We start from the raw sequence: 25155 nt of genomic DNA, 5'->3' as shown, positions 1-25155 counted from the left end.
TCGAAGTAAAATCTATGTTTCTATGTGTTTAGAAAAAAGTCAACCAAATAATATAAAAAAATGACAACTAATAAATCCACATCATTATTTGAAAGCAAACAGGTAAAAGAAGCTTTATTGCAGTCTTTTGTGAAGCTGAATCCAAAAATGATGGTAAAAAATCCGGTAATGTTTACCGTAGAAATCGGAACTGCCATTATGTTTGCAGTTTGCGTTTCGATCTTAATGGGCGCTAACGATCAGGGCAGTTTTGTTTACAATTTCATTGTTTTTCTAATCTTATTTGCAACGCTTTTGTTTGCCAATTTCGCTGAAGCGATTGCTGAAGCTCGAGGAAAAGCACAAGCTGACAGTTTAAGAAAAACTCGAGAAGAAACTCCTGCCAGACAAATTCTCCCAAACGGAGAAATCAAAAATGTAAGTTCTTCGACATTAAAAAAAGATGATATTTTTATTTGCGAAGCGGGTGATTTAATTGCTGCTGACGGAGAAATTATTGAAGGGCTAGCTACAATCGACGAAAGTGCCATTACGGGAGAAAGTGCTCCAGTAATTCGTGAAGCCGGCGGAGATAAATCTTCGGTAACTGGAGGGACAAAAGTATTGTCTGATAAAATTAAAGTAAAAGTAACTTCTGAACCTGGCGAAAGCTTTTTGGACAAAATGATTGCTTTAGTTGAAGGTGCGAGCCGTCAGAAAACACCAAACGAAATTGCTTTGACAATTCTATTAGCCGCATTTACTTTAATCTTCGTGATTGTCTGTGTTACGCTAAAACCATTTGCCGATTATGCCAACGCTCCTATTACAATCGCTGCTTTTATTGCACTGTTCGTTTGTTTGATTCCAACGACAATTGGAGGATTGCTTTCTGCGATTGGTATTGCGGGAATGGACAGAGCTTTACGTGCCAACGTCATTACAAAATCTGGTAAAGCGGTTGAAACGGCTGGAGATATTGATGTTTTGCTTTTGGATAAAACAGGAACCATCACAATTGGAAACAGAAAAGCGACTAATTTTTATCCAACAAAAGGAATTTCTTTTGATGACTTTGTGAAATCGGCTGTGCTGAGTTCGCTTGCTGATGATACTCCGGAAGGGAAAAGTATTCTCGAGTTAAGTGAAATGATTGATGTAAAAAGTGAAACGAAAGCCTCGTTTTTACAAACTACTTCTGACATCGCGCACACTATCAAGTTTACTGCTGAAACCAGAACTTCGGGTGTGATTTTAAAAGATGGAACCAATATTCGAAAAGGGGCTCAAGATGCTGCTAAAAAAATAGCAGAACAAGCTGGGAATACTTTTCCTGAAGATACTTTGCAGCAGGTAATCACAATCTCTTCAAACGGAGGAACGCCTTTAGTAGTAATAAAAAACAATGAAATCCAAGGTGTAATCGAATTACAGGATATTATCAAAACTGGAATGAAAGAACGTTTTGAACGCTTACGCCGAATGGGAATCAAAACGGTTATGGTTACAGGAGATAATCCGCTTACGGCTAAGTTTATTGCCGAAAAAGCTGGTGTTGATGATTTTATTGCTGAAGCAAAACCTGAGGATAAAATGAATTACATCAGAAAAGAACAAGCTGAAGGAAGATTGGTTGCGATGATGGGAGACGGAACAAATGATGCCCCTGCCCTTGCGCAAGCGAATGTTGGAGTTGCCATGAACAGCGGAACTCAAGCTGCAAAAGAAGCAGGAAACATGGTCGATCTTGACAACGACCCAACCAAGTTGATCGAGATTGTTGAAATTGGAAAACAGCTTTTAATGACTCGAGGAACTTTGACTACCTTCTCAATCGCTAACGACGTTGCAAAATATTTCGCGATTGTTCCTGCTTTGTTTATTACTGCAATTCCTGCGCTTCAAGGTTTGAACATTATGCATTTGCATAGCCCTGAAAGTGCCATTTTATCGGCTGTGATTTTCAATGCGATCATCATTCCGATTTTGATTCCGCTTGCGCTGAAAGGTGTTGAATATCGTCCGATTGGGGCAAGTGCCATTTTAAAACGTAATCTTTTGATTTATGGGCTTGGAGGATTGATTGTTCCTTTTATTGGAATCAAACTGATTGACATAATTGTTGCCTTATTTATGTAAACAAAAATTACTAAGACGCTAAGATTCTAAGTTTTCTTTCTTAGCATCTTAGAAACTTAGCAACTCAGAATCTTAAAAAACAAAAAAATGAAATCTATATTCTCAATACTAAAACTTACTGCGGTTACATTAATTCTATTCGCAGTTATTTACCCTTTAGCCATTTACGGAATAGGACAGCTAGCTCCCAATCAAGGAAAAGGAGAAACTATTTCGGTTGACGGGAAAGTCGTTGGCTATCAAAAAATCGGACAAAAGTTCGACAAATCAAATTATTTCTGGGGAAGACCTTCGGCTGTCGATTACAATGCTGCGGGAAGCGCCGGAAGCAATAAAGGACCAAGCAATGCTGAATATTTGGCTTTGGTTCAAAAAAGAATTGATACACTTTTATTGGTTCATCCTTATTTGAAAAAATCTGATATTCCTGCTGATATGGTTACAGCTTCAGGAAGTGGATTAGATCCCAATATTTCTCCGCAAGGCGCTTTGATTCAGGTGAAGCGTATTGCTAAAGAAAGAAATTTAGCTGAAGCTAAAGTAAAAGCTTTGGTGGAATCTAAAATTAATTCGGCCGTTGTTGGACCTGAAACGGTGAATGTTTTGGAATTGAATGTGGCTTTGGATCAGCTTCGCTAAGCTCTAAGTTGCTAAGGTTCTAAGATACTGAGCTACTAAGTTTTTTTTCCTAACAGGTTTTAGAAACCTGTTAGGAATTATAAACAGAGTAACTACACAGTTTGTCATCCTGAGGAACGAAGGATCACACTCGAAACTCAGTCTGCATAATCGCCAATCTTTGTCGAGCTACTTGCGGAATCCCTTGTTACTCGGATGACAAAAATGACGTGAATTGGAATCAAAAAACTGAAACTTTAAATAATACCTAACAGGTTTTGGAAACCTGTTAGGATATGAAAAATATTGTAATACAATAACGCCTTTTTACCCCAAATGCCCTAGCCCCGATAGTAGTGGAAATCCTTTTGTGCCGGGGTTCGGCACAAAAGATTGAAACGGATAGCGGGATTAGCTCCTAAAAAATCTACTAATAATTTAAATTAAGAGGACGAGATCGCTTCGTTCCTCGCAATGACATATGAAAAAAATAATACTTACTGCTTTAATCGCTTTTGGTTTTAGCAATTTACATGCACAAGAAGAATCTAAAAGTCCGTTTACGTTTTCTGGATATGTAGACGTTTATTATAGTTATGATTTCGGGAAGCCGGAGAATCATACAAAACCGGGCTTTTTTTATAATTATAATCGAAGCAATGAAGTCAACCTGAATTTGGGTTTGGCAAAAGTGAATTATTCGAAAGGAAATGTCCGAGCAAATTTAGCATTGATGGCGGGAACTTATGCACAATATAATATGTCTGCTGAACAGGATTTACTGCAAAATGTTTATGAAGCGAATGTAGGCGTGAAGATTTCGAAAAAACATGATTTATGGATTGATGCCGGAATTATGCCTTCGCATATTGGCTTTGAAAGCGCGATTGGAAAAGATTGCGCCAATTTAACCCGAAGCATTCTGGCAGAGAATTCGCCTTATTATGAAGCTGGAGTAAAAATTGGTTATACTTCTGATTCTGGAAAATGGTATTTGGCTGCGATGTATTTGAACGGTTGGCAGCGAATTCAGAAAATAGATGGCAATCAAACACCAGCTTTTGGAACTCAGGTTACTTACAAACCATCTGATCGGGTTATTTTGAACTGGAGTACTTATGTTGGAAACGAACAGCCAGATGTAGATAAAAAATGGCGTTATTTTAATAATTTCTACGGACAATTTAAAGTGGTTGAAAAAGTAAACTTAACGACTGGTTTTGATATTGGTTCTCAGCAATCGGCTAAAGGAAGTGAGAAATATGATGTTTGGTTCTCTCCTGTTGTAATTCTGCAATACAAACCAACTGATAAAATTCAGCTTGCCGCAAGAGGAGAATATTATAGTGATGAAAAAGGTGTTATCATCGCGACAGAAACACCAAACGGATTTAAAACTTACGGATTTTCAGCTAACTTTGATTACTTAGTAGCCGATAATGTTATGTTTAGAATTGAAGCCAGAAATCTGTCAAGTAAAGATGAAATTTTCACAAAAAATAACCAGCCAACAGATATAAATACCTTTGTGACAACTTCTTTGGCAATTAGTTTCTAAACATTAATTTTTTTTACCATTAAGAGATTAAGAAAATTAAGTTTTTGCACCTGATCTTAATCTAGAATAGAGGACATTAAGCTTAATGTTCTGCAGACAAAGAAAAGCTTAACTTCCTTAATATCTTAATGGTTAAACCAAAAAACATGGAAAACGAAAATAACGCACAGCATTTTCTGGACTTGATTCAGAAATCCCGAAAGGGAAAGTTTAAAATCTACATTGGAATGAGTGCCGGTGTGGGCAAAACTTTTCGTATGCTTCAGGAAGCGCATTCGTTATTGAAAAACGGAATCGATGTGAAAATAGGCTACATTGAAACGCATATGCGGAAGGAAACGCATGAGTTATTGGCTGGTCTTCCGATTATTCCGAGGCGGACTATTTTTTATAAAGGAAAAGAACTCGAAGAACTCGACGTTCAAGCCATCATCAACCTTAGACCAGAAGTGGTTATTGTTGATGAATTGGCGCATACTAACGTTGAAGGAAGCAAAAATGAAAAACGCTGGCAGGATGTTCTAGAGATTTTAGACGCTGGAATTAATGTAATTTCAGCCGTGAATATTCAGCATATTGAAAGTTTAAATGAAGATGTAAAACGAATTACCAATATTGATGTTCAGGAGCGAATTCCTGATAATGTTTTACGTCTGGCAGATGAAGTTGTAAATATCGATTTGACTTCAGAGGATTTAATTGCTCGATTAAAAGAAGGAAAAATTTATACGTCAGATAAAATTCCGACAGCTTTAGCTAACTTTTTTAAATCGGAACAAATTCTGCAATTGCGTGAATTAGCTTTAAAAGAAGTGGCAAGTCAGGTGGTTCGAAAAGTAGAAAGCGAAGTTCCGAATCTGCATGCTTTACGGCATGAAAAACTTTTGGCTTGCATTAGCAGCAATGAAAAAACTGCTAAAATTATTATTAGAAAAGCGGCTCGATTAGCCAGTTATTACAATGGATCGTGGTATGTTTTGTATGTCGAAACGCCTAAAGAAAGCAGTAACCGAATTGCACTCGACAAACAACGACATTTAATTAATAACTTTAAACTCGCTGTACAATTAGGCGCGGAAGTTATTAAATTGGAAAATTCAAATATTACAAATGCTATTTTGACAACGGTAGAAGAAAAACAAATTACAACTGTGTGCATCGGAAAACCGCATTTTAATTTGTTTAAAGTAATTTTGTCTACAACAATATTCAGGCGTCTGCTAAACAAATTGTCTTTATCAAATGTTGATCTTGTTATTCTGTCGTGAAATGTTTTTAAACCATATAAGTTATATAAGTTCGTTTAATACAGGACGTTGAGTTTTTAACCGCAAAGAGCGCAATGATTTACGCAAAGTTCGCTAGAGTTTTTGCTCGCAAAGTCGCAAGGTCGCAAAGTTTTTACCCAATCTTTGCGCGCTTTGCGAAACCTTAGCGCTCTTTGCGGTTAAGAAAACAACTCTAATATTTCTTTATATCACTTATATGTTCAAAAAAAATTAAATGTTTTTATAAAATGAGAATTAAAACCAAATTGAATCTGGGTGTTGGATTGTTATTTTTAATGATCATCATTCTCTCGTTAGTGAGTGCTTATTCTGTTTTTCTGATTAAGCAGGACACCGAAAACATCCTGAAATCGAATTATAATACGCTGGAATATTCGAGAAATATGATTTTGGCTTTGGACGAAATGAAATCGGGTTCTAAAGAAACGATTCAGAGTTTTGAGGAAAATCTCGAAAAGCAGACTCAAAATATTACGGAACCAGGCGAAAAACAGGCTACCGAAAAGCTGAAAGCCAGTTTTGCTCTTTTAAACAAAAACAACTCCGACGAAACTGTAAAAACACAGATTCGTCAGGATATTTTTGCGATTATGAAACTGAATTTGGACGCCATAAAGCAGAAGAGCGACATTGCCAAACATTCAGCTGAAACAGCCAATTTATCAATTGCGATTGTGGGAAGTTTATGCTTTCTGATTGCTTTTAACTTATTGGTGAATCTGCCTAATAATATTGCCAATCCGATTAGAGAATTAACGCTAAGTATTAAGGAAATTGCGAATAAAAATTATTCCGAACGCGTTCATTTTACAAGTCATAGCGAATTTGGAGATCTTGCCAAATCATTCAATACGATGGCGCAAAAGCTTGAAGAATATCATGACAGCAATGTCTATAAGCTTCTTTTTGAGAAGAAACGACTGGAAACATTAATTAATAATATGAACGATCCTATTATTGGCTTAGATAACGAAGGGATTGTTTTGTTTGTAAATGATGAAGCACTGAAAATTATCGGTCTAAAATCGGAAGATATTATCGGAAAACATGCTTCTGAATTAGCGGTTTCTAATGATTTGATTCGTTCTTTGATTCTGAAAGAAAGTGAAACTCCGAAAAAACAGCCTCTCAAAATTTTTGCTCACGGAAAAGAAAGTTATTTTGAAAAAGAAATTCATAATATCACGATAACGCCAACGGGCGAAGAAAGAGAAATCAATATTGGTGATGTGATTATTCTGCGAAATATTACGCTTTTTAAAGAATTGGATTTTGCCAAAACGAATTTCATTGCCACTGTTTCACACGAATTAAAAACGCCAATTGCTTCTATAAAATTAAGTCTTCAATTGCTTGAAAATGGAAAAACGGGCGATATGAACGACGATCAGAAACAATTGGTTGAAAGCATTAAAGATGACAGTCAGCGCTTATTGAAAATTACAGGCGAATTGCTCAATTTATCACAATTGGAAACTGGAAACATTCAGCTGAATATTGGGAAAAGCAATCCGTACGAAATTGTAAAATATGCCGTTGAAGCCGTAAAAGTCCAAGCTGATCAAAAACAGATTCAATTGGTTGTTGACGCCGATGAAAACCTTAAAAATGTAAAAGCCGATGCAGAAAAAACAGGCTGGGTTTTAATTAATTATTTATCGAATGCCATCAGATATTCATCTGAAAAAAGTACGATTCTTATCAAACTAAAAGAAGAAAACAATCAGATGGTTTTTCAGGTTATTGATACTGGAAAAGGAATTGACACAAGATATAAAGATCGAGTTTTCGATAAATATTTTCAGGTTCCAGGAAGCCAGAAATCTGGAACGGGATTGGGATTAGCAATCAGCAAAGAGTTTATTGAAGCGCAAAATGGAAGCGTTGGTGTTGAAAGTAATCTTGGATTGGGAAGTACATTTTGGTTTACATTGATGGTTTAGAATAATTGTGAATTATTAAAAGAAAAAATATTAAAAGAGCTTCGGAGAAGCCAGATATTTATAGCTAATTTGATTCACGTAGATAATAGGCTCCGGCGGAGCGGCATATTTCACCCCGCTGGGGCTTAAAAAACGCGCCTTATGAATTTTCTATAAACATATCGTTCCGCTGGGACTTTTTCACTTAAAATCATCAATCTGGAATTTTGAGCACCAAAATTGCGTATTGGATCAATCCGTATATTACTAAGAAATTGTTTAAATCTTCTTCTGAAAATAAATCGACTTCTATGATAATGCCTTTTTATAATGGAAAGCAATACGGATTAGGATTTGCTAAGGTTTTTTAGTTTTTTTTAGCCGCGAAGGCACTAAGGCACAAAGTTTTTAAGCCACAGATTGCACAGATTAAAAGGATTTTTGAATGGCTTTGTGTAAATTTATTAACCACGAATTCACGAATTTTTATTTGAAATAATTCGTGAATTCGTGGCGGAAAAAAAATTATGTATTTGAAGTATTATTCTTGATTTCCCTAACTTCTCTTTTCAATTCTAAAAGCAAATCCTTCATTGCTCCAGTTTCTGTAGTTTCTTGTTTTTTATCCGAACGGCCAATGTTACATTCGTATTCCCAAATCTCCAAAATTTCAGAAGCTTTCACTTCATAATTTGGATAAAAACTGTTATCAGATTCTAAAACCAAACTATTCTTTTTGTTTTTATTGAGACGTTTATATACTATTCCTTCATTTTTAGTGATAAGAATATAGGTTTTACCGTCCATCACCTCTCCCAGCTTTTCCACATAACGGCCAATAATAATGGAACCGTCTTCATGCGGTGGCATTGAATCGCCTTCAACTGGAAATCCGCGGTGTTTTCCTGGTCCTAAAAAAGGAAGTGTAATCTGCTGTAAACTTTCAATATATTCTGGATCAGCATATCCGTTGAGGTAACCGGCTTTTGCTTTTTGAGATACAATTTCGATATAATTTTCTCCAAAACTATCCACTTGAATCGGTAAAATAAGTCGGTTGCCTTCCAGTTTTATTAAATTTTGCACATCAATTTTACGTATATCGACAGATAATATCAAGTCAATACTCATATGAAAATACAATGCAATTTTCTTTAAAATGTCATACGGTGCTTCCGAAGTTCCATCTTCGTATTTCACGTATCTTCCTCTTGTAATACTCAGGTTTTCAGCTAATTTTTCTTGTGATATTTTATGCTTAACCCTTAATGCTCTGATGTTGTCTGAAAATAAGGACATAATTAATTTGTTATAATTTGGAACAGCAAATATACTAAAAATGTTCTAATCTGTACTAATTTTGTTTCATACAAAAACAAAAGGAAAAAATGGCACGGGCAATTGTACATATGGATTTGGATACCTTTTTTGTATCCTGTGAAAGAAGAACAAACTCTGAACTCAACGGAATTCCACTTATTATAGGCGGTGGAGAACGTGGTGTTGTAGCCTCTTGTTCGTATGAAGCGCGTCTTCATGGAGTTCGTTCTGCCATGCCTATTCGTATGGCTTTAAAACTTTGTCCAACTGCAAAAGTGATGAAGGGCGACATGGAATTGTATTCACAATTGTCTCATGATGTAACTGAAATTCTTCAGGAAAAAGCACCTGTTTTAGAAAAGGCCAGCATCGATGAATTTTATATGGATATTACCGGAATGGATAAATTTCACGGAAGTTATAAATGGACGAATGAACTCGCGCAAAAGGTAATTAAGGAAACTGGGCTTCCTATTAGTTTTTCGTTATCTATTAATAAAACCGTTTCGAAAATTGCTACTGGAGAAGGTAAACCGACAGGAAATCTTGAAATTCCAGAACAACAAGTACAAGACTTTTTAAATCCGCTTTCGATTCAGAAAATTCCAATGGTTGGAGCAGTGACTTTTCAGCTTTTGTCGCGAATTGGCGTTCGTAAAATCCAGACTTTGGCCGAAATGCCTGCTGAGGTTTTACAACAAATGATCGGTAAAAATGGTTTGGAACTTTGGAAAAAAGCCAACGGAATTGATCATACCCCTGTAGAACCTTACAGCGAAAGAAAATCTATTTCGACAGAACACACTTTTTCTCAAGACACAATTGACATGGACAAACTCAAAAGAGTGCTTCTTGGGATGGTCGAAAAACTAGCTTTTCAGCTTCGATCAGAACAATGGCTAACTTCAACCGTTACGGTCAAAATACGTTATGCCAATTTTGATACCGAAACCAAACAATGCCGAGTTGCTTATACCTCTGCCGATCATGTTTTGACCAAAAACGTAATAGAACTTTTTGAAAAAGTGTATCAGCGTCGTATGCGTCTGCGTTTGATTGGCGTTCGCTTTAGCGGATTGGTACGCGGAACGTATCAAATTGACCTTTTTGAAGATACTCAAGAAATGCTTGCGCTTTATGCCGCTATGGATAAAATGAAAAACCGTTACGGTTATGACGCCGTAATGCGCTGTGCTGGAGCCCATTTTAAACCGAATACTAAAGACGAAATTTTAAAACGTATTAAATAATCATGTATTTGAATTGCCATTCATATCATTCATTGCGTTACGGCACGATTCCGCTTAAGGGATTGATTGCCGAAGCTGTTCTGTGCGGTATAAAAGCAATGGCATTAACAGATATTAATACTGTTACTGGAATTTATGATTTTATAAAAGCATGTCAGGAAAAAGAAATTAAACCTTTGGTGGGAATGGAATTTCGATGCAATCATGAATTCCGATATATTGGTCTGGCTAAAAATGCAGAAGGCTTGGCAGAAATGAACCGTTTTTTAACGAATCATAATTTCAGCGGAGAAACTCTGCCTTTTCGAGCTCCGAAGTTTGACTCGTCTTTTGTGATTTATACTTTAGAAAATGCTCCCGAAACACTGTTTGAAAATGAATTTATTGGAGTCCGTCCCGAAGAAGTTTCAAGTCTTCTGACATCAAAACATAAAAATAAAATCTCCAAAATGGTGATTTTGCAGCCTGTAACTTTTAGAACTAAAAAAGAATACAATCTGCATAAAGTGCTTCGGGCTATTGACACGAATATTATTTTATCGAAACTTACAGAAGCTGATTACTGTAAAGCTTCTGATCTGATGAAGCCCGCAGAATCTCTTCTGCCTTTTTATGAAAAATATCCTGAAATCATCTCGAATACGCAACGCATCATTGACGATTGTGATTTTCAATATGATTTTGCAGCTAAAAAGAATAAAAAATTCTACACCGAAAACCGTCAAAAAGATTTAGAAAAACTGACCGAATTAGCTTGGGAAGGATTTGAAAAACGTTACGGGAACGAAAATATTGAAGCAAAAGCTCGCGTGGAAAAAGAATTAAAAGTAATTGACGAATTAGAATTCAGCGGTTATTTTCTAATTACTTGGGATATAATTCAGTACAGTAATAGTCAAGGTTTTATGCATATTGGACGTGGAAGCGGTGCCAACAGTATTATAGCCTATTGTCTCGGAATTACAGATATCTGTCCTATCGAATTGGATTTATATTTTGAACGTTTTCTAAACCTAAACCGTAAAACTCCGCCCGATTTTGATATTGATTGGAGCTGGCAGGAACGCAATGTAATTTTAGAGTATATATTTAAAAAATATGGTAAAGATCATGTTGCTTTTTGCGGTACGAATGTCGAGTTTAAATACCGTTCTATTTTTAGGGAAGTCGGAAAAGTTTTTGGGCTTCCGAAAGAAGAATTGGATCTTTTGGCAAAAAATCCAGAAGAGCTTCATCCAACAAACAAAATCGTAAGACTGGTGCAGGAATACGGAAAAATGATGGGTAAATATCCTAATCAGCGAAGCATGCATGCCTGCGGAATTCTGATTTCTGAAGAACCAATTACCAATTACACGCCTTTGGAAATCCCTCCAAAAGGTTTTCCAATTGTGCTTTTTGATATGCATATTGCCGAAGATATTGGTTTTGACAAATTTGATATTCTAAGCCAGCGCGGCATCGGACATATTGATGACAGTGTAAAACTGATTGCCAAAAATCGAGGTATAAAAGTTAATATTCGCGATACTTCGATTTCTAAAGACGAGGCCGTTTGTAATTCTTATTTGGCAAAAGGAAATACAATTGGCTGTTTTTATATCGAAAGTCCAGCAATGCGCGGATTATTACGCCGATTGAATTGTGACAATTATAAAATTCTCGTCGCGGCATCGTCTATTATCCGTCCTGGAGTTGCACAATCGGGAATGATGAAAGAGTATATTTTCCGTCATAACAATCCAACTCAGTTTGAGTATTTTCATGAAGTTTTCAGAGAACATCTTGGCGAAACGTACGGCATTATGGTTTATCAGGAAGATGTAATTAAAATTGCTCAGCATTACGGCGGACTTCCCGCTCCAGACGGAGATATTCTGCGTCGTGCCATGTCGGGAAAAGGAAGATCGCTTGAAGCATTGCAAAAAGTAAAAGATAATTTCTTTGCCAGCTGTGCCCAAAAAGGACATTCGTTGGCGTTAAGTCAGGAAATTTACCGTCAGATCGAGTCGTTTGCGGGATATTCCTTCTGTAAAGCGCACTCGGCTTCTTATGCCGTTGAAAGTTATCAGAGTTTATACTTGAAAGTGAATTTTCCTGTCGAATTTATGACTGCGGTAATCAACAATCAAGGCGGATTTTACAGAACTGAAGTTTATGTGCACGAAGCGCGAATGTCTGGCGGAACTGTTCATAATCCGTGTGTGAACAAAAGTGAATATCAGACTACTTTGTACGGCACTGATATTTATCTTGGTTTTATGCATTTGCAGAGTTTAGAATCTAAAATTGCACATTTAATTGAATCCGAAAGAGAAAAAAATGGCAAATATCTTTCTTTGGAAGATTTCATCAATCGCATTCCAATAGGCATTGAAGGTGTTAAAGTTCTTATTTTCATTGGCGCTTTCCGTTTTACAGGAAAAACAAAAAATCAGCTTTTGATAAGCGCAAGTTTGCTTTTAAACAATTTTAAACCCGAAAATAGAAATCTAAAGCTTTTACAGGAACCTGTCAAAGAATATAAACTTCCAACATTGGAGCGCTCTATTTTTGAAGATGCTTTTGATGAAATTGAACTTTTGAGTTTCCCAGTTTCTTGCACTGTTTTTGATCTTTTACAAACCAAACACCGCGGAGATATTATGGCAAAAGATTTAGTGAAATATCATAAAAAACAGGTTAGAATGCTCGCTTATCTCATTTCCAGAAAACACGTTCCAACCAAAAAAGGAACCATGTATTTCGGAACTTGGATTGATCACGAAGGCACTTACTTTGATACAGCCCATTTTCCTGATAGTTTAGAAAAATATCCTTTTCAAGGCGGAGGTTGTTATCTTTTGTTAGGAAATGTTGAGGTTGATTACCACTTCCCTACCATTACGATTATCAAAATGGCAAAAATGCCTTTTATTCCAGATCCGCGTTACATGGACGCTAAAGATCAATATAAAACACAAAATCAGATTAAAGAAGATGTCAGCATGACGCATCGAGCGCCTTATCCGTCAGAACACGAAATCAATATGCCGAGACATCGAATGAAGTTTAATTCTTAGTGATGAAAATTGCTCGCAAAGACGCAAAGTTTTCTTTTTAAGTTTTTTTAAAATAAAAATTTTGCGTCTCTGCGACTTTGCGAGATTAAAAACTAAACAACAGAAATAGAACATTTTACGTTATATACAAATGAAGAATCAGGAATATGCTATAGTCGATATTGAAACCACAGGCGGAAATGCCAGTGGCAGCCGCATTACAGAAATTGCGATCATTATTCATGATGGTAAAAATGTATTGGATCGTTACGAAACCCTTGTAAATCCTGAACAGGACATTCCTCCTTCTATTTTTGGACTAACGGGCATTAATAATGAAATGGTTGCCAATGCACCAATCTTTGATGATATTTCAGAGAAGGTTTTAGAAATGCTTACTGATCGTGTTTTTGTTGCGCATAACGTTAACTTTGATTATTCGTTTGTGCATCATCAACTGGAACAAGCTGGTTTTAAATGGTCTGCCAAAAAACTTTGTACCGTTCGCGCTGCTAGAAAAATCAAGCCAGGTTTAGGCTCTTATAGTTTAGGAAACCTTTGTAATTCTTTAAATATCAATTTAGAAAACCGACACCGTGCCGGCGGCGATGCAGATGCTACTGCCTTATTGTTCTCACTTTTACTAGAATGGGATGATGCTGGAGAAATTGAAAAAATGATTAAGAAAACGGCACACGATCAGCGTCTGCCTCCAAATTTACCACAAGAAGATTTTAATAGTTTGCCTGATAAACCTGGAGTATATTATTTTTATAATCAGGCGAAAAAAGTAATTTATGTTGGAAAGGCAGTTAATCTGAAAAAACGTGTTACTTCACATTTTACAGGAAATAATATCAAACCTCAAAGACAGCATTTTTTAAGAGATATTCATGGAATTTCTTTTGAAGTCTGTGCCACTGAACTCATGGCGCTTCTTTTGGAATGTACCGAAATCAAAAAACTTTGGCCAACTTATAATAGAGCTTTAAAACGTTTTGAAGCCAAATTTGGCATTTACCAATATGAAGCTCGAAATGGTTATAAATATCTTGCAATAGGAAAACTGAGTAAATTTCAAACTTGTATTCATGAATTTAATAATCAGCATACTGGAATTCATTTATTGAGAAGTTTGGCGGAACAATTTCAAATTGACCACCGTTTTTGCAAATATTCGAGACCTGAAGAAGGCGAGTTTTTTTATACGCCAGAAATAAAAGAACTGCCAGATCCTGTACTTCATAACGAGCAAGTGGATAATGCAATTGCTTTTTTATTAAATAACAGACCGAGTTTTGCCATAATCGACAAAGGAAGATCTGCAGATGAACGAAGCTGTATCTGGATCGAAAATGGCCGTTTCTACGGAATGGGATATATTTCAAGAGATGTGGCAATCAACGATTCTGATGAAGTAAAAAGTTACGTCACACCTTACAAAAGCAATCAATATATTGACCAGTTGATTTTTGCTTACGCCGAAAAATATCCACGTAAAGTATTCTTTAACAAACACTTTGTAAAATAAAATTCCGAAAAGCCGTAAATTTAAGATTAGAACTAATTGAAAATCTACTATGAAAATAGCCACTTATAACGTAAACGGAGTTAACGGGAGATTAAATGTTTTGTTACGCTGGCTTGAAGAAGCCACTCCTGATATTGTATGCTTACAGGAATTAAAAGCACCGCAGGATAAATTTCCGCTTAAAGCCATTAATGATGCAGGTTACAACGCTATCTGGCACGGACAAAAACAATGGAACGGCGTTGCCATTCTTGCGCGGAATATGGAAATTGAAGAAATAACCAGGGCATTGCCAGGCGATGAGGAAGATGTCCAGAGCCGTTATATCGAAGCTTTGATTAACGGAATTGTAATTGCGTGTCTTTATCTTCCAAATGGAAATCCTTATCCAGGGCCAAAATTTGAATACAAATTGAAATGGTTTAATCGTCTAGCGCATCGTGCCGAAACTTTATTGAAATTAAAAGTTCCTGTAATATTGGTTGGCGATTATAATGTAATGCCAACAGAACTGGACGTTTATAAACCTGAAAAATGGGTCAATGATGCCCTTTTTAGAAGGGAAATCCGTGATGCATTTGCAACTATTGTTTCTCAAGGATGGACAGATGCCATTCGAAAATTATATCCTAATGAGAAAATTTATACGTTTTGGGATTATTTCAGAAATGCGTATCAGCGTGATGCGGGTTTGCGAATTGATCACTTTTTATTAAGTCCGCAAATAGCAAAAAAATTGAATGCTGGCGGCGTTGACCGTCATGTGCGAGGCTGGGAAAAAACCAGCGATCACGCTCCTGTGTGGATTGAAATTGACAAAATATAATTGGAAAATGACACTATTTAACGACACCGAATTGTTTACAACTGGTTTGGGAGGAAAAAAAATATTTGACATCCCAGATTCTGAACTGATTTTAATCGATGACTTTTTTTCAAAAGAAGAGTCTGATATTTTTTATGAAAGAATTCTTCGCAAGACCAAATGGAGAGAACATCAAATGGAAATTTACGATAAAACCTATACTGTTCCTAGAATGATTGCCTGGTACGAAGATAAAGATAATGTTGGAGCAGACCCAAAAGGGCCAGATTGGACTTATGAATTATTAAAAATTAGAGGCCGCGTTGAAAAAGAAACACAGCTAGATTTTAATACTGTTTTGCTCAATTTATATCGAGATGGAAATGATGGCGTAGGATGGCATAGCGACAAGGAACATAATACGGGGCCAAATCCGATTATTGCTTCGGTCACTTTTGGAGAGACTCGAATGTTTAAACTCCGTCATAAATACAGGAAAGAGATTCCAACAATTGAAATTCCGTTGCATCACGGCTCTTTTTTATTAATGGCAGGAACAACTAATAGTTATTGGCAGCATCAAGTTCCAAAAACAGCTCGTGATGTCTTGCCAAGGATCAATCTTACCTTTAGAAGAACCAATCGAAATCTTTGATTTTTATAGAATTGAATTCTTAAAAAGTAGCATTTTTTATCTAAAACGAAGTAGGATATTCCTTCTTTAAAAAGTTAAAACATGCACTGTATGAACGTTTTATTAGGCAAAACCTATCTTTTTTACTATTTTTGCAACCTTTTTTAAAATACAATACCGTAATGGCTTATTCGAACAATGATTTAGCGCGTTTCTTAGACGCACAGAACAAACTTTATCTTACCGCTCTTTCTGAAATCAGCAAAGGGAAAAAAGAAACGCACTGGATGTGGTTCATTTTTCCGCAAATAAAAGGTTTAGGAAAAAGCGATACTGCAAATCTTTATGCCATTAATGATTTAAAAGAAGCTTCAGATTATTTGGAGCATCCGATTTTAGGAAAACATTTAATTGAAATTTCAGAATTATTATTAACCTTTAAAATGAAATCGGCTGATGGAATTTTTGGAGACTTAGATGCTCGAAAATTGCGTTCTTGCATGACTTTATTTTCTTTGATAGAAAATGCAAATCCGATATTTCAGGAAATTCTGGAGGCTTTCTTTTCTGGAGAAAAAGATCCGCTTACTTTGTCTATTATTAATTCAACTATAAAATCTGTTGATGAACCTGTTACATTATAACAAGAATTCACAACGATTATTTACATTTAAAAGACACTAATTTTAGTGTCTTTTTTTGTTTGCAACTATATCATTTACTAAAATCAAGATCTTAATTTGTTTATTTAAAAATAATTAGCATTAACTTGCATAATCAACCTCAAATCTAAACCAAATTATGAATGAAAAAATCAAAACTTTACAAATCATCCATCTTGGCATTTGTGCAGGAACAATTATCGCGTATTTCATTGTAGGAGATATTTCATTAGAAACACTAAACATTCCTGCTATTGATTCGAATTCAATATTATATCTTGTTATTCCTGTTCTTGCCTTTGTTTTGAGCAGTATATTATTTAAGGCTCAATTAAAACAGATTGACCCGAAACTAAAACTTGAAGACAAATTGCCTGTTTACCAAGCTGCTTCTATTATGCGATGGGCAGTTCTAGAAGGCGCTGCCTTTTTGATACTATTCATAAAACCCGAATTTATCCTATTTGGAATACTCCTCATTGTTTATCTTCTTTATCTGAGACCTACCGAGGAAAGAATTACCAATGATTTATCTAATTAGACTTTAAAATAAAAAAGCATCTTGATTTCTCAAGATGCTTTTTTATTTTGTTTCAATTGAAACAAAAATTATTATTCAGCTGGTTTTGTTAAATAATACACTGGAATTCCAGTTAGCATAATTAATACTCCCCAGCCACAGGTTGAAAATTTTGTAATTAATAACGAAATACAAATCGCCGATGCAACCACAATATATAACATTGGCAAAAATGGATATCCAAATGCTTTATATGGTCTTTCTGCATCTGGCATTTTTTTTCTTAGAATAAAAATTCCGTAGATGGTCAGGATGTAAAAAATCAATACAATGATAATTACAAAATCCAATAAATCGCCATATTTCCCTGTCAGACACAAAGCTGAAGCCCAGATACATTGCGCCCAAAGCGCCCAAGCAGGAACGCTTGAACTATTTAAAACAGCTGCTTTTTTGAAAAATAAACCGTCTTTTGCCATGGTATAATATACTCTGGCGCCAGCCATAATTAATCCGTTGTTGCAGGCAAAAGTTGAGATCATAATCATAATGGCAATAATCAGCGCTCCGATATTTCCAAAAATATAATCTGAGGCCACAACTGCGACACGGTCAAATTTTGCTGTTGCAATTTCATCAAACGGCACTACAGCCAAATACATAAGGTTTGTTACAACATAAAGAGACGTCACAATAAAGGTTCCTAGAAACAGACTAAGACCTACATTTCGTTTTGGATTTTTAATTTCGCCCGCAATAAAAGTCACACCGTTCCAGGCATCACTAGAAAATAGTGATCCCACCATTGCTGCCGAAATTCCAGAAATCAAAGCAGTTCCACTAATTGGCAGCCACGATTCGCTTTCTTTGTCAAATGTTTTTGTGCTCCATCCGTCAACCCAGTTTGCATCCCAAACAGAAGCTTTCGCGGCAAGCGTTAATCCAAAAACAACTAATCCTAGCAGCGATAAAATTTTTATTATTGTTAAAACGGTTTGCAGAATTTTTCCATTTTTTACTCCGCGACTATTAATAAAAGTCAGAATAATAATGGTTAAAATTGAAACTAGTTGAGCTGCGTTTAGTTTAAAAGCTCCTAGCTCGTACAGAATATTTTCATCACTTAACGGCTCATACAAATAAGCTGCAAATTTAGAAAAGGCTACTCCTACAGCCGCAATGGTTCCAGTTTGAATAACTGCAAAAAAGCTCCAGCCATACAAAAAAGCAATCAGTTTGTTATAAGCTTCTTTCAAATAAACATATTGCCCTCCTGCTTTTGGAAACATCGCACTCAATTCGCCGTAACTAACTGCTGCGACAACAGTAATAAATCCGGACAAAAGCCAGATTAAGGTAAGCCATCCTGCCGAACCTACTTGTCTGGCGATATCGGCGCTTACTATAAATATCCCAGATCCAATCATAGAGCCAACCACAAGCATGGTTCCGTCTAAGAGTCCGAGTTCTCTTTTAAAATGTTCTTGGTCGTTTTCTTGCATTTTTATTGGTTTAGGTTGGCTAAAGATATACTTTTTTTGGAAATCTTAATCTTCAAATTATAAATTCTATAAATTCTTAAAAAACCATATTTATCATGATTTACTTTTAATGCCGTTCCTATCCTTTATGCAAACAAAAGTGAATTTCAAAATCATATATAAATCAACATTTGTAATTTCAACTTTTATATATTTGATCTCTACAGATTGTCTAATAAAAAATAAAGAAATTGAAAAAAATAGAAGAAATAATCAATAAAACTGCTCAAGACAAAATGGATTTCAATATAGGTTTACAACTATTATTGGATGAATATAGTTTTGACGAGGTTTTCAAAACTCTTCAATTTTATATTTTCAATTCTATCCCAAACAAAACAGACTATAATTCCAACACTTATAAAAGAGCAATTAATACCATTCCCCTAAAACCAATGTATACTCCAATTGTAATCTTGAAAAATTATCCCACTAAAGTTGCTTTCAATAAACTAGCATCATTACCCGAAAATGAAAATAAAAAAGTAATAGGCTCTTTACTTTGGATTTTTAAAATTACGGATACAGAAAGAAGAAGTAGAGAATGTAAAAATAGATGTGGTCATTTTTGGCATGAACTTGATTAAAAAATACTATATTCAGCAACAAAGATTCTGTAATTCATTTTATTTTATGAAGTAATCTCTACCTTGATTTCCAAGCATTAAAAATTTTCTTTATTTTTAAGTATAAAAACAATACTATGACTTGGGATCCAAAAAAATACAACGAATTTAAAGCAGAACGTTCTAAGCCTTTTGATGATCTTACAAGTCATATTATTGACAAACCTAATCTAAAAGTTATAGATCTTGGATGCGGAACGGGTGAACTTACCCAAAAATTGCATCAAAAATTGACCAATCCGTTTATTCTTGGCATTGACAATTCTGCCGAGATGCTGGCAAAAGCTCCAGTACAGGAAAATCTTCAATTTAAAGAAAAAACAATTTTAGAACAGATTGAAGATGAAACCAAATGGGATTTAATTTTCTCAAACGCTGCATTGCAATGGATTGATAATCATAACAAACTTTTTCCAAAAATTATATCCCGCATAAATCCAGGCGGACAACTGGCTGTCCAAATGCCACAACAAAATGAAAACATTTTGAACAAAATACTTTTACAATTGGTTCAAGAAGAACCTTTTGCTTCTTATCTCAAAAATTGGACGCGTCCTTCTCCCGTATTGACTTTAGATGAATATGCTAAAATATTGTTTGAAAATGACGGTAAAGATTTAGCGCTTTATGAGAAGATTTACCCTATAATTTCTAATAAAAAAGACGACTTTTTTAACTTCATTTCAGGATCTGCTCTAACAGTTTATCAAGAAAGATTGGGAGAAAATGAATTTGCATCATTAACAGCCGAATTCAAAAAAAGAATAAATGCGTATTTTCCTGTTGTACCTTCTATCTATGCGTTTAGAAGATTAATTATTTATGCTAAATTTTAATTAATCTATTAGATAAAGCCAATCTTCAATCTTAAACAAAATTATTCAAAACAGAAATTTTATTGTTTTTACATTATTTTTTTTACTAAAATTATAAGATAAATTTTATTATATTTGAGAGAATCATTACAACAGCATTTATAGATAGCAAAATACATTAACAAGTGTTTAATGAGTATGAATTGATTTTTCCTCGTAATTATTTATTCACACTTTCAACAAAACACGCAAAAGGCGCATTTTTATTAACCTACTAATTTTAGATTATGTCCAAATTGCAAGCTTTAAAAAATTTTCGCTTCCCAAATGTTTTCATTCTTATTTTAGTAGTTTTCATTTCGTGTGCATTATTAATCTGCATCAATTTTTTCACTATCAAAATCTTATCAGCCAATAGAGCATATGTAAATGGAGAATCACATTATTCAAAAGGACAAAAAGATGCGTCTAGACATTTAATTACCTATTTATTTACTAAAAACCCCGCACAATGGAAATTGTACCTCGAAGAATTAAAGGTACCTCAAGGAGATGGTATTGCAAGAGTTACGCTCTTAAAAGCGGGAGATAATAAAATCGCCAGAAAAGGTTTTTTGACTGGCCGAAATAATGAAAATGATTTAGACGATATTATATGGCTGTTTGAGAACTTTAAGAATGTTAGCTTTTTATCTAAAGCCATAAATGAATGGGGACAAGGAGATCAGCTAATTTTTGAATTATTTGTTATTGGCCAGCAAATCAACGCCAAAATCAAACATAATATCTTGACCACTGAGGATCAGAAGAAATATTTAAAAAAAATAAGTTCGATAAGCGATCGATTAACGATTAATGAACGTAATTTTTCAAACACATTGGGAGAGGGAACTCGAAAAATAAAAGATTTACTAATTATTACAAATATCTTTTTCATTTTGGTTATAGTCTGCAGTGTTTGTCTTTATTATTCTATAATGGTCAAAAGATTATTGGTTTCAAAAAAAGAAACCGAAGTAAAAAATGAAAATCTTGTAATCGTAAATCGAGAATTGGACCGATTTGTTTATAGTGCATCACACGATTTGAGATCTCCAATTACTTCATTAAAAGGCCTTATCGAAATAACAGCATTAGAAGATGATGTGCAACAGGTTCGAAATTATTTACAAATGATGCATCAAAGCCTTGCAAGGCAAGATCAGTTTATTAGTGATATTATTGATTACTCCAAGAACAAAAGAAAACAAATAATCATGGAGCCTGTAAGCTTGAAAGAACTATGCAATGAAGCCATTCTGCAATTAATGCATATTGAAAACGCAAACAAAATTAAATTCACGCAAGAGCTTTTGGTCGATAATATTGAAAGTGATGGACTTCGTTTAAAAATTATCATCAACAACCTGCTTTCTAATGCTATTAAGTATGCAGATTGCAATAAGCCAGAAATGTTTATTACGATAAAAACCTATTTTAGTGAAGGTTTAAATAAACTTGAAGTGACAGACAATGGAATCGGAATTCATGATGATTACAAATCTAAAATTTTTGACATGTATTTTGGAACAAACAAAAATAAAGGTTCTGGATTAGGCTTATATATTGTGAAAGAAGCCGTTGAAAATATTAAAGGCGATATTTCTGTTTTTTCAGAAAATAATGTCGGAAGTAAATTTATAGTAACAATACCAAATTCGTATGCCGTATAAATCTCAATTTATAATTATAGAAGACAATCTGATTGATCAATTTGTCACAAAAAAGCTATTGAAAAAAGGACTGGATATCAATCCTGTTTATATTGCCAACAATGGAAAAGAAGGCATGAACTGGATTCTAAAAAATCAGAATCTAAATCCATTGATTATTCTTTTAGACATTCAAATGCCTATTATGAATGGTTTTGAATTTTTAGAAGAATTTGACAGGCTCCCAAAAGATGTAAAAGAAAAAATCGAAATCTTTGTGCTTTCTTCTACTTTAGATAGTGAAGAAATCAGAAAGGTCAAAGAAAACAAGTACGTAACTGATTTCTGGAACAAACCTTTTAAATTAGAAACACTGAGAAATACTTTTCTTCAGATTTAATTTAAAACACGATTTACTTGAGAAAAGGCTCTTGTATAATATGGTTCTTTTGTAGAAGAAATCATCACACCGCCATGAGTAGATGAATGTACAAATTTAATCTCACCGTCAACATTTTCAACAACCATACCTACATGATTGATATGGCGTCTACCATTGGTTCTAAAGAAAATTAAATCGCCTTTTTGAGCCTCCTCCGAAGCTACTTTTGTTCCTATTCGAGATTGTTCTATTGAGCTTCTCGGCAGTTTAATATCAAAATTGCCAAAAGTGCAAAACATTAATCCTGAACAGTCAAAACCTGCTTTTGTTGTCCCGCCTGATCTATATCTAATACCTATATTCTCAGTTGCGCTCGCTATAAGCTGATCAATTAATTCAGAATTATTTCCTGTTCTGACAAACGCAGAATCTTTTTTTATTTCTGGCGCTGTTTCTGCTATTTGACTAGATGAAACATCTGCCTGCACAGTAGTTTCTTGCGAAGTTTTTGCAGCCTGAATTGCATCTGCTTTTTCTTTCGGAACACGAATTTTCAATAAATATCCAACAGGTACTTTTCCTTTAATTGACGGATTCTGACGCTCTAATTCTGCAACTGTAATGCCGTATTCTTTAGAAATACCATATTTTGTTTCTTTAGGCTTAACTTCTCTTATAAGCTCTACCTCTGTTGAAACTACTTCTGAATTAACTGGAGCCTCACTTGATGAACTAATATTTGACGCGACGTTATTTGAAGGAATATTTATTTGCTGACCTATTTTTAAGCCTTCGTTTTCAAGAGATGGATTTGCTTTCTTTAAATCATCAACAGAGACATTATATTTTTTAGAAATTCCCCAGAGTGTCTCTTTTGCCGCTACTTCATGAGTGCCGGAAGCAGAAACAGAAGGAGTATCATTTGCCGCAACTTCAACATTTTTAGTTTTTGTCTTTGCAGTGGCTTTATTTTTATTTGGAATTAAAAGAATTGAATTTAGTTTTAATATTTTAGGAGCATTCGGATTTGCATCTGCAATGTCTTTTACTTTTACTCCGTATTTCTTAGCAATAACAGAAAGATTATCTCCTTGTGAAATTTTGTGCTTAATAAAATTATCCTGCGCAAAGGCTCCAACACTGAAAAAAAACAATACTATTATTAACCGATAAACCATATTCTATTATTAAGTTTTTACACTTTTTTATATTATACATTAATCTCAACTCAAAAAAAAACAAATATATTGCCTAAAAAGCGAATTTAACTTTTTAAAGTAAAAAAACCTGTATTTTTAACAATTATTTTACCTCAAATTAACAGCCTCGGCATAGAAATTGAGCCAACTTTTTGAAATGCAGTTTTTTACAAAAAGCATCTTTTTTTATTAAATTTAACCTAACCAGAAACCTAGATATTTTGAAGAAACTATTCTACATTATCATTTTACTGCCTTTTATTACAAATGCACAAACAACAAACGGAATCGTTAAATCTCAAAACAGCAATTTACCCATAGAAGATGCCAATATATACGCGTTGCGCACTCAAATTGGAACTTTAACTAATAACAATGGAGAATTTTCATTAAATAGCAAGATAAAAACAAACGATACACTTCAAGTATCGCATATTGGCTTTACCACAAGAAGAATTGCAATTAAAGATTTAAAAAAATCAAATTATGTTATTTTGCTTGAAGAAGATATTGAAACCTTAAGCAATGTTGACATTACAAATAGAAAGGTGAAGTTAAAATCTAAACTTGATTTTATTCAACTAGCACCTTTAGAACACGGCATCTATTCTTTTGGTTCTGCTGTGGTGAACGACAAAATTTATGTAATGGGTGGTGACAGTAGTGAAGAATCAAACGCATTACACACTTTAAAAGAAAAAGGCATAGATAGCGAAGATCCTAGATTCGAACAAAAGTACTTGCAATTACTTAATTTTCAAGGTAGCAAAAACTTCTATAACGGCGATTTATTTATCTACGATCCAAAAACAGATTCTTGGGAAAAATCAGCTGAAAAATTTAAAAAAAGAGCTTATCACAATATAAACTATTACGACAACAACCTTTATGCTTTAGGAGGTAAAAGACTATCTACAAACAAAAAAATTGAATATCTAGACAATGAGATTGAAGTTTTTGACATGAACAAAAATACAATTGCCATTGATAAGACGAACCCTCACAAAGCTGCAGATTTTGCCTCTTTCGTTTATAAGGACAACATTATTGTTATGGGCGGTTCTATAAAATCAAACGAAAAAAATCAAAAAATCTTTACTGACCAAGTCCATATGTACAATATAACTTCTGGCCTCTGGTACGAGCTAACTAAAATGCCTGAAGCCAAAGAAATAAAAGGAGTCCTGATTGGTGATAAAATCTTTACAATTGGCAATACCGACAGCAAAAATTTTTCTGAAATCCAAAGTTTTGATTTAACAACTGAAAGATGGAAAAATGAAACAACTTTATTTTCTCGTCTAGAGAACCCAGCCATTGCAAAAAACGGCGACATTATTTACTTATTTGAAGACGGAAAACTGTTGATTTATAACTCAAAATCTAAGCAAATCAAAGAATATCTCGTTCAACTGGAACTAAAATCTGCTACAATGCATTTTTTAAATGACAAATTATATATTATCGGAGGCCACACCTTTACAACGTATTTAAAAACACCATCAGAAAAAGCATATAGCATTTCTATTGATGAATTTGAAACTACCAGACCTAATCGTATTAGAATTTTATCCCAAAATAATTTAGCAAAAGCAAACTAGTCTCTTAACCATAATTTAGCAAAAATAAAACG

21 protein-coding genes are annotated in these 25155 nt (G+C 34.5%); 18 read left to right on the top strand and 3 right to left on the bottom strand.

The genetic code is table 11. The features are described 5' to 3' along the window. The first annotated feature begins 60 nt into the window (after positions 1-60). The 6 genes from kdpB to BLP44_RS20370 all read left to right on the top strand — a co-directional run bounded on the left by kdpB (position 61) and on the right by BLP44_RS20370 (position 7876). Entirely contained in the window at positions 61-2118 is a 2058-nt protein-coding gene (gene kdpB / locus BLP44_RS20395; RefSeq protein WP_091135654.1) for a potassium-transporting ATPase subunit KdpB, read from the top strand. An 87-nt stretch (positions 2119-2205) separates the two neighbouring features. Continuing rightward, positions 2206-2757 (top strand): K(+)-transporting ATPase subunit C, encoded by a 552-nt coding sequence (locus tag BLP44_RS20390; RefSeq protein WP_091135650.1) that lies wholly within the window; start codon positions 2206-2208, stop codon positions 2755-2757. Between the two features lie 460 nt (positions 2758-3217). Next, positions 3218-4294, top strand: a complete 1077-nt coding sequence (locus BLP44_RS20385; RefSeq protein WP_091135647.1) for a porin — start codon at positions 3218-3220, stop codon at positions 4292-4294. Between the two features lie 146 nt (positions 4295-4440). Continuing rightward, a complete protein-coding gene (locus BLP44_RS20380) occupies positions 4441-5562 on the top strand; it encodes a sensor protein KdpD (RefSeq protein ID WP_091135697.1) in 1122 nt (373 codons plus the stop codon). A gap of 248 nt (positions 5563-5810) precedes the next feature. Continuing rightward, on the top strand, positions 5811-7526 hold the full coding sequence (locus BLP44_RS20375) for an ATP-binding protein (protein WP_091135644.1): 1716 nt from the start codon (positions 5811-5813) through the stop codon (positions 7524-7526). Positions 7527-7732: 206 nt separating this feature from the next. After that, positions 7733-7876: a hypothetical protein gene (locus BLP44_RS20370; protein ID WP_244511827.1), complete on the top strand. Its 144-nt coding sequence runs from the start codon at positions 7733-7735 to the stop codon at positions 7874-7876. A gap of 154 nt (positions 7877-8030) precedes the next feature. Here the strand turns inward: BLP44_RS20370 and BLP44_RS20365 are convergent, their stop codons facing one another. Then, entirely contained in the window at positions 8031-8804 is a 774-nt protein-coding gene (locus tag BLP44_RS20365; RefSeq protein WP_008466879.1) for an XRE family transcriptional regulator, read from the bottom strand. 89 nt (positions 8805-8893) lie between these two features. On the opposite strand from BLP44_RS20365, the gene dinB reads away from it, so the two are divergent. The 7 genes from dinB to BLP44_RS20330 all read left to right on the top strand — a co-directional run bounded on the left by dinB (position 8894) and on the right by BLP44_RS20330 (position 17289). Next, a complete protein-coding gene (gene dinB, locus BLP44_RS20360; RefSeq protein WP_066032574.1) occupies positions 8894-10075 on the top strand; it encodes a DNA polymerase IV in 1182 nt (393 codons plus the stop codon). Positions 10076-10077: 2 nt separating this feature from the next. After that, on the top strand, positions 10078-13137 hold the full coding sequence (locus tag BLP44_RS20355; RefSeq protein ID WP_091135640.1) for a DNA polymerase III subunit alpha: 3060 nt from the start codon (positions 10078-10080) through the stop codon (positions 13135-13137). A 130-nt stretch (positions 13138-13267) separates the two neighbouring features. Next, the gene (locus BLP44_RS20350; RefSeq protein ID WP_008466882.1) at positions 13268-14647 is read left to right on the top strand and encodes an exonuclease domain-containing protein; all 1380 of its coding nucleotides are present in this window, start codon (positions 13268-13270) and stop codon (positions 14645-14647) included. A gap of 49 nt (positions 14648-14696) precedes the next feature. Then, positions 14697-15473 carry an exodeoxyribonuclease III gene (xth, locus tag BLP44_RS20345; RefSeq protein ID WP_091135637.1) on the top strand — a complete coding sequence of 259 codons (777 nt, stop codon included), beginning with the start codon at positions 14697-14699 and terminating at the stop codon, positions 15471-15473. A 7-nt stretch (positions 15474-15480) separates the two neighbouring features. Next, positions 15481-16107, top strand: a complete 627-nt coding sequence (locus tag BLP44_RS20340; RefSeq protein ID WP_008466884.1) for an alpha-ketoglutarate-dependent dioxygenase AlkB family protein — start codon at positions 15481-15483, stop codon at positions 16105-16107. A gap of 161 nt (positions 16108-16268) precedes the next feature. Next, positions 16269-16730 carry a DUF1810 domain-containing protein gene (locus BLP44_RS20335; protein WP_008466885.1) on the top strand — a complete coding sequence of 154 codons (462 nt, stop codon included), beginning with the start codon at positions 16269-16271 and terminating at the stop codon, positions 16728-16730. A gap of 157 nt (positions 16731-16887) precedes the next feature. Next, complete coding sequence (locus BLP44_RS20330) at positions 16888-17289, top strand: MFS transporter (RefSeq protein WP_091135634.1); 402 nt, start codon at positions 16888-16890, stop codon at positions 17287-17289. 71 nt (positions 17290-17360) lie between these two features. Here the strand turns inward: BLP44_RS20330 and BLP44_RS20325 are convergent, their stop codons facing one another. Continuing rightward, complete coding sequence (locus tag BLP44_RS20325) at positions 17361-18770, bottom strand: APC family permease (RefSeq protein ID WP_091135631.1); 1410 nt, start codon at positions 18768-18770, stop codon at positions 17361-17363. A 230-nt stretch (positions 18771-19000) separates the two neighbouring features. Here BLP44_RS20325 and BLP44_RS20320 point away from each other — a divergent pair, with 230 nt between their 5' ends. From BLP44_RS20320 to BLP44_RS20305, 4 genes are all read left to right on the top strand, one after another. Continuing rightward, positions 19001-19396 (top strand): DUF5958 family protein, encoded by a 396-nt coding sequence (locus BLP44_RS20320; protein ID WP_091135629.1) that lies wholly within the window; start codon positions 19001-19003, stop codon positions 19394-19396. A gap of 116 nt (positions 19397-19512) precedes the next feature. After that, positions 19513-20271, top strand: a complete 759-nt coding sequence (locus BLP44_RS20315; RefSeq protein ID WP_091135625.1) for a methyltransferase domain-containing protein — start codon at positions 19513-19515, stop codon at positions 20269-20271. Between the two features lie 266 nt (positions 20272-20537). Next, positions 20538-21962 carry a sensor histidine kinase gene (locus tag BLP44_RS20310; RefSeq protein WP_066032579.1) on the top strand — a complete coding sequence of 475 codons (1425 nt, stop codon included), beginning with the start codon at positions 20538-20540 and terminating at the stop codon, positions 21960-21962. Then, positions 21952-22341, top strand: coding sequence for a response regulator (locus BLP44_RS20305; RefSeq protein WP_008466897.1), 390 nt, complete (start codon positions 21952-21954; stop codon positions 22339-22341). The genes BLP44_RS20310 and BLP44_RS20305 overlap by 11 nt, the downstream gene beginning before the upstream one ends. On the opposite strand, the gene BLP44_RS20300 is transcribed toward BLP44_RS20305, so the two are convergent. Next, positions 22338-23501, bottom strand: coding sequence for a C40 family peptidase (locus tag BLP44_RS20300; RefSeq protein WP_091135622.1), 1164 nt, complete (start codon positions 23499-23501; stop codon positions 22338-22340). The two genes, BLP44_RS20305 and BLP44_RS20300, sit on opposite strands and share 4 nt — an antisense overlap. A 242-nt stretch (positions 23502-23743) precedes the next feature. Here BLP44_RS20300 and BLP44_RS20295 point away from each other — a divergent pair, with 242 nt between their 5' ends. Beyond that, entirely contained in the window at positions 23744-25123 is a 1380-nt protein-coding gene (locus BLP44_RS20295) for a carboxypeptidase-like regulatory domain-containing protein (protein WP_244511826.1), read from the top strand. Positions 25124-25155 lie beyond the last annotated feature (32 nt).

It is taken from the genome of Flavobacterium anhuiense, assembly GCF_900101855.1.
GTDB lineage: Bacteria > Bacteroidota > Bacteroidia > Flavobacteriales > Flavobacteriaceae > Flavobacterium > Flavobacterium anhuiense.
This window is presented reverse-complemented; position numbering and strand designations above follow the sequence as displayed.